The sequence below is a fragment of the Cryptosporangium sp. NPDC051539 genome, from assembly GCF_044454545.1.
In the GTDB taxonomy this organism is placed as follows: Bacteria; Actinomycetota; Actinomycetes; order Mycobacteriales; family Cryptosporangiaceae; genus Cryptosporangium.
Map to the genome: position 1 here is coordinate 210,561 of NZ_JBITDV010000010.1, position 13,187 is coordinate 223,747.

Annotated in this window: 12 protein-coding genes; 1 reads left to right on the forward strand and 11 read right to left on the reverse strand. The window is 72.0% G+C overall.

Features of this window, described 5'->3' with window-relative positions:
* Positions 1-75: 75 nt before the first annotated feature.
* The gene (locus ACIBZJ_RS29390) at positions 76-1,614 is read right to left on the reverse strand and encodes a long-chain fatty acid--CoA ligase (protein ID WP_395935237.1); all 1,539 of its coding nucleotides are present in this window, start codon (positions 1,612-1,614) and stop codon (positions 76-78) included.
* A 501-nt stretch (positions 1,615-2,115) separates the two neighbouring features.
* Positions 2,116-2,607 (reverse strand): beta-class carbonic anhydrase, encoded by a 492-nt coding sequence (locus ACIBZJ_RS29395; RefSeq protein ID WP_395935239.1) that lies wholly within the window; start codon positions 2,605-2,607, stop codon positions 2,116-2,118.
* A 274-nt stretch (positions 2,608-2,881) separates the two neighbouring features.
* On the opposite strand from ACIBZJ_RS29395, the gene ACIBZJ_RS29400 reads away from it, so the two are divergent.
* Positions 2,882-4,081 (forward strand): MFS transporter, encoded by a 1,200-nt coding sequence (locus ACIBZJ_RS29400; protein ID WP_395935241.1) that lies wholly within the window; start codon positions 2,882-2,884, stop codon positions 4,079-4,081.
* Between the two features lie 13 nt (positions 4,082-4,094).
* Here ACIBZJ_RS29400 and tsaE read toward each other — a convergent pair whose 3' ends face one another.
* The 9 genes from tsaE to ACIBZJ_RS29445 all read right to left on the reverse strand — a co-directional run bounded on the left by tsaE (position 4,095) and on the right by ACIBZJ_RS29445 (position 13,067).
* Entirely contained in the window at positions 4,095-4,562 is a 468-nt protein-coding gene (gene tsaE / locus ACIBZJ_RS29405) for a tRNA (adenosine(37)-N6)-threonylcarbamoyltransferase complex ATPase subunit type 1 TsaE (protein ID WP_395935243.1), read from the reverse strand.
* On the reverse strand, positions 4,562-5,794 hold the full coding sequence (locus tag ACIBZJ_RS29410) for an alpha/beta fold hydrolase (RefSeq protein WP_395935245.1): 1,233 nt from the start codon (positions 5,792-5,794) through the stop codon (positions 4,562-4,564). The genes tsaE and ACIBZJ_RS29410 overlap by 1 nt, the downstream gene beginning before the upstream one ends.
* 2 nt (positions 5,795-5,796) lie before the next feature.
* Entirely contained in the window at positions 5,797-6,921 is a 1,125-nt protein-coding gene (alr, locus tag ACIBZJ_RS29415) for an alanine racemase (protein ID WP_395935247.1), read from the reverse strand.
* 31 nt (positions 6,922-6,952) lie between these two features.
* A complete protein-coding gene (locus ACIBZJ_RS29420) occupies positions 6,953-8,035 on the reverse strand; it encodes a hypothetical protein (RefSeq protein WP_395935249.1) in 1,083 nt (360 codons plus the stop codon).
* Positions 8,032-9,282, reverse strand: coding sequence for a glycosyltransferase (locus ACIBZJ_RS29425; protein ID WP_395935251.1), 1,251 nt, complete (start codon positions 9,280-9,282; stop codon positions 8,032-8,034). Before ACIBZJ_RS29425 ends, ACIBZJ_RS29420 begins: the two co-directional genes overlap by 4 nt.
* Positions 9,279-10,160 carry an ATP-grasp domain-containing protein gene (locus ACIBZJ_RS29430; protein ID WP_395935253.1) on the reverse strand — a complete coding sequence of 294 codons (882 nt, stop codon included), beginning with the start codon at positions 10,158-10,160 and terminating at the stop codon, positions 9,279-9,281. The genes ACIBZJ_RS29425 and ACIBZJ_RS29430 overlap by 4 nt, the downstream gene beginning before the upstream one ends.
* Positions 10,157-10,993, reverse strand: a complete 837-nt coding sequence (locus ACIBZJ_RS29435) for a PIG-L deacetylase family protein (RefSeq protein WP_395935255.1) — start codon at positions 10,991-10,993, stop codon at positions 10,157-10,159. Before ACIBZJ_RS29435 ends, ACIBZJ_RS29430 begins: the two co-directional genes overlap by 4 nt.
* 242 nt (positions 10,994-11,235) lie before the next feature.
* Positions 11,236-12,681: an NAD(P)H-hydrate dehydratase gene (locus tag ACIBZJ_RS29440; protein ID WP_395935584.1), complete on the reverse strand. Its 1,446-nt coding sequence runs from the start codon at positions 12,679-12,681 to the stop codon at positions 11,236-11,238.
* Between the two features lie 14 nt (positions 12,682-12,695).
* Positions 12,696-13,067 carry a holo-ACP synthase gene (locus ACIBZJ_RS29445; RefSeq protein WP_395935257.1) on the reverse strand — a complete coding sequence of 124 codons (372 nt, stop codon included), beginning with the start codon at positions 13,065-13,067 and terminating at the stop codon, positions 12,696-12,698.
* Positions 13,068-13,187 lie beyond the last annotated feature (120 nt).

The following is a 13,187-nucleotide window of genomic DNA, read 5'->3' on the forward strand; positions in this document are numbered from 1 at the left end:
GGGGGCGACCCCTGCACCATCGACCAGATACCGAACGCCGCCGACCCAACCCCTGGTCGGCGGCGTTCGTGTGTCTCACCCGTGGAAGCGCGTCTTGAGTTCCCGCTTGAGGACCTTGCCCGACGGGCCGAGTGGGAACGCCTCGACGAACTCGACGATCCGCGGGTACTTGTGCCCGGCCAGGTGCGTCTTCGACCAGGCGATGATCTCCGCGGCGTCCGGAGTGGAGCCCGGTGCCGGCACGACCACCGCGCAGACCTCCTCGCCGTGCGTCGGGTGCGGCACCGCGATCACCGCGACCTGAGCGACGTCCGGGTGGCGCATCAGCACCTCTTCGACCTCGCGCGGGTACACGTTGAACCCGCCGCGCAGCACCATGTCCTTCTTGCGGTCGACGATCGTGATGTAGCCGTCCTCGTCCTTGGTGCCGAGGTCACCGGTGCGGAACCAGCGGTCGACGATCGCCTCCGCGGTGGCCTCCGGGCGGTTCAGGTAGCCCTTCATGATGTTGTGGCCGCGGATGACGATCTCACCCAGCTCGCCGGTGGGCACGAGCTCGATGCGCTCCTCGATCTCGGGCCGCGCGATCTCGGCGTCCACCCCCCAGATCGGACGGCCGACCGTGCCGGGCTTCGTCGGGAAGTCCTTCTGGTTGAACGTCGCGACCGGAGACGTCTCGGTCAGGCCGTACCCCTCGTAGACCGGGATCTCGAACACCCGCTCGAACTCTTCGAGGACGCTCAGCAGCAGCGACGCACCGCCGGAGATCGCCAGCCGCAACGGCGGCTTCTCGCCCGTCCCGGAGTTGCGGATCGCCTCGAGCACCGCCATGTACATCGTCGGGACCGCGATGAAGTTGGTGACCTTCTCTTTGATCATCAGCGCGACCGCGCTGGGCCCGTCGAACCGCGGCATCAGCACGAGCGTGCCGCCGGCCCGGAACGTGACGTTCAGCGACACCGTCTGCCCGAACGAGTGGAACAGCGGGAGGCAGCCGAGCACGATGTCGTCCGGGCTCGTGTTGAACGAGGTCAGAACACTGGTGTCGACGTTCATCACGATGTTGAGGTGGGTCAGCATCGCGCCCTTGGGCTTTCCGGTGGTGCCCGAGGTGTAGAGGATGACCGCCACGTCGTCCGGTTCGGCCTGCTCGTACGTCGTGATCGGTTCGGTCTGCTGGGCGATCTCGTCGATACGAGGTGCGTCGGTTTCGGGTCCGGCGTCGCCCATCACCGTCATCAGGGGGACGTCGGCCAGCTCCGCGCCTTTGGCCCCCTCGCCGAGCAGCGGACCGGCGCAGACGAACAGCTTCGACCCGGAATCCTTGAGGACGTACTCGATCTCCTCGGCGCGCAGCAGCGCGTGGACCGGCACGACCACCGCACCCAGCGACGCCGCGCCGTAGTACGCGAAGACGAAGTGCGGGGTGTTCGGGATCAGGATCGAGACCCGGTCGCCCGGGCCGATGCCCTGCGCGCGGAGGACCGCGGCGTACCGCTTGGCCTGGTCCCAGACCGCGGCATAGGGCAGCCGGAGGTCTCCGAGCACGAGCGCGGTGTGGTCGGGTCGCCGAGCGGCGGTCTCGGCGAGGATCGAGGCGACGGAGAGGGGCACAGGAACCTCCGGGGCGGCGGCAGCGACGACTACGCGAACAACGCGGTAATTCGTGTAATCGTGCCATCGCCACTCGCTACCCGCAGGGGTTCCTGCAGCGTGTGCCCCCTTGGAGCGCCCGTCTGTAGGTGTGGCCGCGCCTCGACGCCGACGGGACCCTCTCCGGATCGTCTCCGCCGGCACCCACCCCAACGACACGCCGCTACTCGCCCGGACCACCCAACCCGACCGGCGGCGACCGGCCGAACGATCTCCGGATGAACAGCGACGAGCCCCACCTACCGAGGACCAACCGACCCACCACACGCCGCCCGGGCCGGTCGATCACGCGCCGGGCCGGTCTCGGGGTGCCCCGGCCGGGCCCGGGACGGCCTCGCGCACGTCCGTCCCGGGTCTTGGCCGGCGAGGGCCCGACCAAGGCCGGCCAGGACGCCCACCTCCGCGAACGAGGATCGAGTCGCAGCCGTCAACGAATGGCTCTCAACGACTTCGACACCGGCTCTAGTGCACCTCGGTGAGGGTTCCCTTCGCGACGTCGTAGACGAAACCGCGGACGGAGTCCTTGTGCGGGATGAAGGGGTCGGCCTTGATCCGGGCGATCGACTGGCGCACGTCCACGTCGAGATCACTGAACGCCTCGGCCGCCCAGGACGGCTTCAACCCGGTCTCGGCCAGGATCGACGCCTTGAACTCGTCGTCGGTGAACGTCAGCATCCCGCAGTCGGTGTGGTGGATCAGGACGATCTCGGTGGTACCGAGCAAGCGCTGGCTGATCGCGAGCGACCGCAGCTCGTCGGCAGTGACGACCCCACCGGCGTTGCGGATGACGTGCGCGTCGCCTTCGCTGAGGCCGAGCAGGCCGTAGGGATTGAGCCTGGCGTCCATGCACGCCAGTACCGCCACGCCCTTGCCGGGCGGGAGCGGCAGGTCGCCCTTGTCGAAGTTCGCCGCGTACCGCTCGGCGTTCTGCACCAGGTCATCGGTGACGCTCATCAGGCGTTCCTTCCTATTTCACAGATAGGCGAACTCTAATACCTCCCGGTAGCAGCCGTGCCGCTCCCACGGGGGCGGAGTCGCGTCGCTGTCGCGTGGCGGCCGCTTCGGGCATACTCGTCGCATGTCGCTCGAGGTTCAGCTGCCGCTCTACGGCGACGACCGCGAGCGCGGAGACTTCCCCGGATCAGCGGGCCGCTGACGCGGCCACCCGGCCCCGTCACCAACGGGCCGAGGCGTTCCGATCCCGCCCGCTCCACTCCCGGGGAAGCCCATGTCCCAGCACGAGATCTCCGACGCGCGCTCGCCGCTGGCGCTGCTGCGCCAGCGCGTGGTCGCCCGCCTGCTGGCGTCGAGCCTGCTCGGGCGGCTTCCCACCGGGATGATCCCGGTCGCGCTGGTGCTGTTCACCCGGGGTTCGTCGGAGGGCTACGGCGTCGCCGGTGCACTGGCCGCCGCCTACACGGCCGGCACGGCCGTCGGCGGTCCGGTGCTGGCCCGCCGGATGGACCGCACCGGTCAGACGCGGGTCATCGTCGGCGCGGGCGTGCTCTGCTCCGCCGCGCTGGCCGCGCTGCCGTTCGTCGGGCCGCTGACCGGGATCGTCGTCGCGGTGATCGCCGGAGCGGCGACCCCGCCGGTGGAGCCCGGGCTCCGGGCGATCTGGCCCACGGTGCTCGGAGAACGTGAGGTACCCCGCGTCTACGCGCTGGACGCGGCCTCGCAGGAGCTGATCTTCGTCCTCGGGCCGCTGATCGTGCTGATCGCGACCGCGTTCGGCCCGGCCGGCGGCCTGTACGCGGCCGCGGTGATCGGGCTCGCGGGCACGCTCTGGTTCGCCGCCGCGCCGCAGTCCCGGCAGTGGCGCCCGGCCGAAGTCGAGGAGCGGCACTGGGCCGGTGCGCTGCGCCCACCGCGCCTGCGCCGGGTCTACGTCTCGATGCTGCTGGCCGGCCTGACCATCGGCACCTACCCGGTGGCGGCGGCCGCGTTCAGCGAGGCGTCCGGCCATCGCGGCTGGACGGCCTGGCTGGTGGCCGCGAACGCCGGGGGCGCGCTGTTCGTCGGCGTCTGGTTCTCCGGGCGCTCCGACCGGGTGTCGCCGGGGCGGGTCCTGCCCTGGTTGCTCGGCGCCCTGGGCGTCGGGTACCTGCCGATGGCGTTCGTCCCGACGTCGTCCGGGGCGTTCCCGCTCGCGCTGGCGTTCAGCGTGGTGAGCGGCTTGTGCCTGCCGCCGATCATCACGCTGGTGTTCCTGGCGATCGACCGGCTCGCGCCCGCCGGGACCGTGACCGAGGCGTTCGCCTGGCTGATCACCGCGTTCCTGGTCGGCAGCTCGATCGGCGCCGCGGTGGCCGGAGTACTCGTCACCGCCGCCGCGGTGCCCTGGGTGTTCGCGCTGGCCTGCGCGTCGTCGCTGGTCGGCGCGCTGCCCACGATCCGGGTGCTGGCCGGGCGCGACGCGCCGGCCTGACCAGCTCCGGGGCTCAGGCGAGGTCGAGTGCGGCGAGGCGGGCGGCCCAGTCGCTCCCGTGCGGGATCAGCGTGGCGACCCGGACGTCGGAGTCCTCGTCCCGGTCGAGGCGGATTTCCAGGTAGCCGTCGGTGAGCTGCTCCACCAGGCCGGCGCCCCACTCGATCACGGTGACCGCCCGGTCGACGTCCGCGTCCAGATCGAGGTCGTCGACCTCGGCGACGTCGCCCAGCCGGTAGGCGTCCGCATGGACGAGGGGAAGCCGACCGCCGAGGGACGGGTCGGGCGGATGGACGCGGGAGATGACGAACGTGGGGCTCGTGACCGCACCGCGGACGCCGAGACCGGCACCGATCCCTTGCGCGAGCTGGGTCTTCCCCGCGCCCAGCGGACCGACCAGCACGATCAGGTCTCCGGCCCGCAGGACCGTCGCGAGCGCACGCCCGAGGTCGCGCGTGTCGTCCGCGGTCTTGAGGAACATCAGGCGCCCTTCCGCCGCAGGATCCGATCGAGTGCTTTGCGCTGCTGTTCCCCGGCCCGCCGGGCCCACCCGCGGCGCTGCTTCGCCGCCGCCGACTCGCTGCGCTTGGCCGCCGACGAAGGACGACGCCCGCCTGCCACCAGCGCGGCCCGCCGGAACAGCTCGGCCAGCGCGTCGTTCGTGACGTCGGCGTGCTCCATCAGCGTGCAGTGGCCGCCGTCGGGGACCTCCAGCAACGCGGCTTTCGGCAGCAGCTTCGCGATCTCGCGGGTGTGCTCGACCGGCGTGAGCAGGTCTTTGTCGCCGCAGACGACGAGCGTCTCGAGGCCGGCGAACGCCTCCAGCGCCGCGTACCGGTCGTGTTGGGAGAGCGTCGAGAGGTAGCCGGCGATGACGTCGACGCGGGTGCCCTCGTTCATCCGCTCGACGTACTCGACCAGCGCCGGGCTGGGGTCGGGGGTACCGAAGCCGTAGCGCTTGGTCAGCAGGAAGGCCAGGTCGCTGCCCGACCGGCGGCCCCGCTCGGCCATCACCGGCTGCCAGCGCAGGACCCGGCTCAGCGTCGGCGTGACCGCACCGCGGAGCCACGCGACGATCGGCGGGAATCCGAGCGCGACGTCGTCCAGGTGACCCGCCGACGTGGACACCAGCGCCACCCCGACGACCCGGTCGAGCACCAGGTCGGGGTACCGCTCGGCCAGCGACATCAGCGTCATGCCGCCCATCGAGTGCCCGGCCAGCACCAGCGGGCCCTCTGGCGCGACCTTGGCGATCACCTCGGCCAGGCTGTCGGCGAGCTGGTCGATCGTGTAGTTCCCGTCCGGCCGCGGCGCGGACTTCCCGTGGCCCGGCTGGTCGTAGAACACCATCCGGACGCTCGGGTCCTCGCTGCCGGTGAAGACCCGGCGCTGGAAGTGCCAGGTGCCCATGTCGAGCGCGAACCCGTGGACGAAAATCACGGTCAGGTCGGGCTCGCCGTCCGCCTCGACGGTCTCGACGTAGAGATCGACGCCGTCGGCGGTGACGATCCGCGCGTTGTCGTACGGCAGGGCCCCGAACGGCTCGTCGCCGTAGGGATCGTCGGCCCGGCGGCGGCGGCGCACCGCGAACCGCTCGGCCGCGACACCGGCCGCGGCCCCGGCGGCCAATGCACCGACCAGCGCTCCGGCCAGGCCGAGCGCGGCGGACACGCCTCCGGATCCGGCGTTGCTGACCGCCTTGGCGGGATCCATCGTCAGGCCCCCACGTACGTGCGCGGCACCCGGGCGCCGACCCGGGTGACGATCTCGTAGTTGATCGTGCCGACCACGTCAGCCCAGTCGTCGGCGGTGGGTTCGCCCTGGTCGCCTGGGCCGAACAGGATCGCTTCGTCGCCGTCGGACACCGGGTCGTCGCCGACGTCGAGCACGAACTGGTCCATGCAGACGCGTCCGGCGATCGTCCGGCGCTTGCCGCCGAGCAGCACCGGGCCGCCGTTGCTCGCGTGCCGCGGGATCCCGTCGGCGTACCCGAGCGGGATCACGGCCAGCGTCGCCGGGGCCGTGGTGTGGTACGTGTGCCCGTACGAGACGCCCTGGCCGGCGGGCACCCGCTTGGCGATCAGCACCCGCCCGCGCAGTGTCATCGCCGGGCGCAGCGCCTCGGCGGCCGGCCAGTCCGGGATCGGCGACAGCCCGTACACCGAGACACCCGGGCGGACCAGGTCGAAGTAGGCCTGCGGCAGCGACAGCGTGCCGGCCGAGTTCGCCAGGTGCCGCACCTGCGGTCTGATGCCGTGCCGCTCGGCGACGTCCAGCGCCTCGTGGAACGTCGCGATCTGGGCCGCGATCGTCGGGTGCCCCGGGGCGTCCGCGTAGGCGAAGTGGCTCCAGACGCCGACGATCTCGACGGTTCCCTCCGCCGCGGCCTTGGCCGCCGCGGTCAGCAGGTCGGGCCAGTCGTCCGGCGTCGCGCCGGACCGGCCGAGTCCGGTGTCGACCTTCAGGTGCAGCCGCGCGGTCCGGTCGGCCGCCTTCGCCGCCGCGACCGCTTCGTCGAGCAGGCGGACGCTCGGGATGCCGACGTCGACGCGCTGGGCGATGGCCGGGGTGACGTCCGTACCGGGAGCGTTGAGCCAGGTCAACACCGGTGCCTTGATGCCGGCGGTGCGTAGTTCGAGTGCCTCGGTGACCGTGCAGACGCCGAGCCAGGTCGCACCACCGGCGAGCGCGGCCCGGGCCGACGGCACCGCACCGTGGCCGTAGCCGTCGGCCTTGACCACGGCCATCGTCGCGGCTGAGTGCTCCGCGGCCCGGCCGGCCAGGTAGGCCGTGTTGGCCCGGATCGCGTCGAGGTCGATCACCGCTTCCGCTTGCAGCATTCCTCCAGTCTCCCAGGACTTCGGACGTGGACTACACCCGGACGTCCCGGGACCAGGCTCGGCGTAGTGCGTGCTCGGTACCGGGGCCGAGCAGGCCGTAGGGCGTGACCCAGGTGCCGCCGAGCCCGGCTCCCTCGGCGGCTCGTACCGCGTCACCGAGCCGGTCGGGTACCGACGCGCCGGTGTCCGACCAGAGCCCGACCGACAGGACGTACCGGCGGCGCTCGTTCTCCGGGAGCGTGGCCAGCAGCCGCTCGACGGTCGCCGGGTGGCCGGAAAGGCCCGGCAGGTACCAGAGCACCAGCTGATCGGCGGCCGCCAGCAGCGTCGGGTAGTGCTGGCCGAACTCCCGCCCCCGCCGGGACAGGTCCGGCCAGGACACCCTGGCGTCGACGAGCAACGACGCCCGGTGCCTGCGGGTCACCTCGGCGACCCGCCGGATCACCGCGGCCACCTGGCCCGACCGCCAGACGCCGATCGGCTCCGCGTCGATGTCGACGCTGCCGTCCGGGCGGCGCGGCCAGTCGGCCGCACCGGTCGCCCGCCGGTACTCGCGCAGGTCGTCCGGCCCGTAGCCGAACTCGTAGAAGTCCAGTTCGGTCAGGTTGATCGCCTGGACCGGGTAGTGACCGAGCACGTAGTCGGCCATCGCCACGACCCGGTCTCCGACCTCCCCCTCGGCCAGCGCTGTCAACGACGGGCGCAACGGCGACGCCACCCCGTGGGCGTCCCGGGCGGCCAGTTCCGGACGCCCGGCCAGCAGTCGCTCGGCGAGTACGTCGATCACCGCGACGACCGTCCGGCCCGCCTCCACCGACGTCACGACGACGCCGAACGGGTCGGTTCCGGCCCGTGCGATCTGCGCGGCCCTGGCGCTGGGCCGATCGGCCCAGCGGAACGTCGTCCAGTCGGCCCGCCCGGCCGTGACCGCGACCGCCGTGGCCCCCAGCAGCGCGATCCGGTTGCGGGCGGCGTCCGGGGCCCGGCCGGCCGTCAGCACGTCGTCGAAGCCCAGGCTGAGCGTCCGCGTCGGGGCCGGGGGTTCGGCCGCCGCACCGACCGTGAGAGCGCCCAGCGCACCCACCGCTCCCTGCAGGAACCGTCGGCGGCTCACCCGGGCGCCGCCTCCACGGGCTGGGGCCGTACCTCGGGCCGGCTGACGACGCCGGTGCGGCTGAGCTTGTTCCATTCCGCGCGAGTACCTCGTAGCTCGAGAACGACGGCCCAGACCATGACCGCGCTCATCACGAGCGAGTACAGCGGCCAGATCGGGACCAGATAGAGAAAACGCAGGTCGCGCCAGGCCCGGTCGAGGGCGAGCGCGAACAGCACCGCGATCAGGCCGGAGATCAGCCCGAGCCAGCCCAGCACGGCCAGGCCGGTCGACCCGATCGGCGCGCGGCCGGTCGCGGCGAGTACGGGCAGCAGCACGACGGTCATCAGCTGCAGCACCGGGACGACGAGCATCGCGCCGACGTTGAGCACCAGGAACAGGCCGAACGGCCCGTAACGGGGACGGCCGATCATGTCGTGGTGGATTCGCGTCGTCTGCAGGAACCCCCTCGCCCAACGGACGCGCTGCTTCCACAGACCCCGGACGGTGGCCGGTACCTCCGCGTAGACGGTCGCCTGGGGACGGAAGTTGATCTGGAACCCCATCCGCTGGACCCGCCAGGTGAGCTCGAGGTCCTCACCGATGCAGTCCTCCCGGAACCCGCCGACCCGCTCGATGACGTACCGGCGGAATGCGCCGAGGTTCCCCGAGACGATCGGCAGGCAGTTCATCAGCGCCAGCCCGCGACGGCAGAACCCGGTGCCGACGTGTGTCATCAGCGCGCCCATGCGGGGCAGCAGCCGGTCGAGGTTCACCGGCTCGTCGTTACCGCAGACGCCCCCGACGCTGGCCCGGTCGAAACCGGTGAGCATCTGCTGGATCGTCCGTGGGGTGAACACGCCGTCGGCGTCGACGAAGAACAGGATTTCCCCGCTCGACCGGGCGATACCGGCATTCAACGCCGACGCTTTCCCGCCGTTTTCCTTGGCGACGATGATCACGGACGGGTCGTCCGCATACCTCTGCATTATCTGTAAAGTCTCGTCGGTGGATCCGTCGTCCACCAGAATGATCTCTTTCGCCGGATAATCGTCGGCGAGGATCGAATCGACACAATTGGTCAGCACCACCCCCTCGTTGTAGGCCGGAACGATGATCGAGACGAACGGCTCGGAGTGCGTGAAGATCGGTTCGGCCTTGCGTCGCATTTCGAATAGCAGCGCGGCCGGGTAGTAGACGATCTTGAACGAACCCAGGACGAAAATCGGCAGGCTCAGCGCGGCGAACAGTGCGGTCAGCACGATCACACCGGCACCGCCACGGCCGCGAGGTACTCGGCCAGCAACGCCCGGACGATCTCCGGAGCCGCGGCGCTGTGCGCACCGAATCGGGCGTTGACTTCCAGCACCACCGGCGTCCCGTCGGCACGGCGCCGCACGTCGACGTCGGCCGGGCCGTAGAGCTGCAGTGCCCTGGCGGCGCACAGGGCGACCTCGGCGACGTCCTGCTCGTCCGCCCGCTCGACCGTGACCGCGTTGCCGACCTCGCCGTGCGTCCGGCTCGTCTTGCGCAGTACGACCACCGGATCGGCGCCGGCCGCGTCCCGGGAGCGGTAGAGGTCCACCGCGTACTCCTCGCCGGGCGCGAACTCCTGGGCGATCATCCGCGGCACGTCGGGCAGCGGACGGTCCCAGTTCGCGCCCGGGCGGTGCACGGTGACGCCGCGTCCACCCCGCCCGGCCCGCGGCTTCGTGACGAACGGGGCTCCGAGCAGGTCGACCAGCTTGGCCGGGGTGCAGCCGCCCTCGACGACGAGACAGTGCGGCACCGGTACCCCGGCGGCGTCCAGGGCCCGGGCGGTCCACCACTTGTCGTGCGCGAGCGCGGTGGCGGTCACCGAACCGACGACGATCGGCGTGGGCGTGTCCGCGTAGGGCGCCAGCGCCGGCAGTTCCTCGCTGACGGTCGGGATGATCAGCGCGGCGCCGTGCCGCGCGGCCAGTTCGGTCAGCACCGAGGGCAGCGCCGGATCGCCGGCCGCCGGCACGGCCAGCACGTCCGGGTCGTCGGGCGGCGGCACCAGGTCGACTCCGAGCGCCCGGACGCCGTAGGCCCGTAACTGGGTGCACAGGCTCCGCCCGGCGGGCCCGGCGGCCCCGGTCACCACCACCAGCGGCGCCGTCACAGGTCACCGACCGAGGAGCAGAGCAGCCGCACCGGCTCGAAGCCCTCGGCGTGCGCGATCTTCGCCTGCGAGCCGCGGAAGCTGGCGATGCCCCGGATCCGGTCGCCGGTCATGTAAGGCTTGCCCGCCTGGTCCCGGTGCGCGCTGACCGCACTGACCTTGACGTCCACGTAGTCGCCGATGTCGACGAAGACCTGCGGGCTGAAGTCCGAGGTCACCGACGGGCTCTCGTAGCAGAGGATCGCCGGGTGCTGGCGCCCGGCGCGCAGCGTCGCCAGGTGCACGGCGTGGTGGTCCTGGTGCTGGTCGTTCCCGGAGTGGGTCAGCACGATGTCCGCGTTGTACCGGCGGATCGCCGCCTCGATGACCTGCGTCATCTCCAGTTCGACGTCGCGCAGCCGGGTGTCCGGGAAGTCGTGGACGGTGACGCTCGTGGTGCCCAGCAGCTTCCCGCCCGACACCGCCTCGCCGGGGCGCCGGCTCGCGTCACCGCCGACCTCGCCTCCGGACATCACGAGCGCGTGCACCTCGTGGCCGGAGTCGTGGAGCTTCGCGATCGTGCCGCCACAGGCCAGCTCGAGGTCGTCCGGGTGCGCTCCGATCGCGACGATCCGCCGCGGCTGACCGGCCGGTCGCGGGTCGATCCAGCGCTGGTGGACGACCAGCAGGAGCAGCCCGACCGCGAGGGCGTCCACCGAGAACAGCCCGATCGCACACACCCGGTCGGTGGTCAGCGGCCAGTCACCGTGGAACAGCGCCACCGCGAAATTCGCCGGTACGAGTGACCCGGAAAGTAAATAGGTGAGGAGGCGAACCTTCTCGGGCTCGCGCAAACGCCGGTCGATCCGATTGCCCGGCCACGTCGAAACAATTGGCGGGATACAGAGAACCAGGGTCAGGAAAGTGAACAGAGAAATCGACACGGCCCCTCCGGGTGCGGAATTCCGATCAAGCGCCGCGAGCATCATCTTTACTCGCGGCAAAAGATTATCGGATCGCCGAAACCCGCTCCTCCGCTGAATTCCCGACCGATATTCATACGGTCGAAAGCGTTACTCGCCCGGTCGGTCAGCGTTTAATCGCGCAATACGCGGCGCACCGCGTCGGGGAGTCGGGCCAGCACCCTTGACGCGACGACCGGCCCGGCTTCCGCGGCCAGCCGGCCCGCCGTGCCGTGAACGAAGGCACCGGCCGCGGCCGCCTCGGCCGGGGGCAGCCCACCCGCCAGCAACGACCCGATGACGCCGGACAGCACGTCGCCGGTGCCCGCGGTGGCCAGTTCCGGCACTCCGGCCGCCACCACGAACGCCGGAGCGTCGTCCGGACCGGCGATGACCGTGCGGTTGCCCTTGAGCAGGACGGTCGCGCCGAGATCGCGGGCGGCCCGGCGGGCGGCGGCCAGCCGGTCGGGACCGACCTCACCGGCCAGCCGGGCGAACTCGCGGTCGTGCGGGGTGACGACGGTCGGCCCCTCGCGCTCACGCAGCCAATCCATGCGCTGCGAGACGATCGTGAGCCCGTCGGCGTCCAGCACCACGGGCAGGTCGGTGGCGAGGATGCGACGCACGGCCTCGACCGCGTCGTCGTCCGTACCGAGACCGGAACCCACGACCCAGGCCTGCACCCGGCCGGCGTCGGCCACCGTCGGCGAGCAGACGACCTCCGGATGGGCGAACCGGACCGCCTCGCGGGCCGCCCCGGCGTAGCGGACGTAGCCGGCCGGGCCGGAGAGCGCACCACCGGTGGACAGGATCGCCGCGCCCGGGTACTGCTCCGACCCGGACGCGAGACCGACCACGCCGCGGGTGTACTTGTCGTCGTTCGGCCCCGGATGGGGCCACCAGCCGCGTACCGCCTCGGCGGTGACCAGCCGCAGCGCAGGCGGCTCGGCGAAGTTCAGCCCGATGTCGACGAGCTCGACCAGCCCGGCGCGCTGAGCACCCTCACCGACCAGCAGGCCGACCTTGTAGCTGCCGAACGCGACGGTCAGGTCGGCGGTGACGGCCACACCGGTGACCTCACCGGTGTCGGACTCGACGCCGCTGGGCAGGTCGACGGCGACGACCAGGCTGCCCTCGGCACGCCAGGATTCGGCGGCGTCGGCCAGCCGGGCGCCGTCCGGACGGAGACCGCCGCGCCCGCCGATGCCGAGCAGCCCGTCGACGATCAGCGCGGGCCGGGTGCGGACGTCGCAGAGCTCCACCAGGCGGCCACCAGCCGCGGTCAGCGCGGCGAGCCCGGCGCGGTGCACCCGTTCGTCCTGCACCCCGGCCACCGCGCGGACGACCGCACCGCGGCGGGCCAGCGTCGCGCCCGCGTAGAGCGCGTCGCCACCGTTGTCACCGCCACCGACCAGGAGGACGACCGGCGCACCGTAAACGCCACCGGAGCCGGCCAGCAGCGACGCGCACCGCCGGGCCAGCCCGGCCGCGGCCCGGCGCATCAGCCCGCCCGGCGGCAACCCGGCCATCGCCTCGTGCTCGGTGGCCCGGATCGTCTTCACCGGCCAGGCGCCCGTCATTGCGTCCTCAGCACTCATGCGGCCTCCGCCACCACCATTGCCGATGCGATCCCGCCGTCGTGGGAGAGCGAGAGGTGCCAGCGGGTGATGCCGAGTTTCGCCGCGGCCTCGGCCACCGTGCCGCTCACCGTGAGCCACGGCCGGCCGGCCTCGTCCGCGACGATCTCGCAGTCGTGCCACAACAGACCGCCGGGCGCGCCCAGCGCCTTCGCCACGGCCTCCTTCGCGGCGAACCGCGCGGCCAGCGAATCCGCTGGCCGGGGGTGGCCGGCGGAGGTGAGCCGCTCCTCCACCGTGAACAGCCGCTCGGCGAAGTGCGGGGTACGGGCCACCGCCGCCGCGAACCGTTCGACGAGCACCACGTCGATGCCGACACTGACGATCACGCCCACCACCCTGGCACGCCGGACCGGCCGGGTGGCACGGTGGGTTCCGTGACCACTCGAGTTGCTCTCTGATCGCCTGGCTGGCCGGGCCCGAGGGGGCCTGGGTGACCGGCCAGGTGA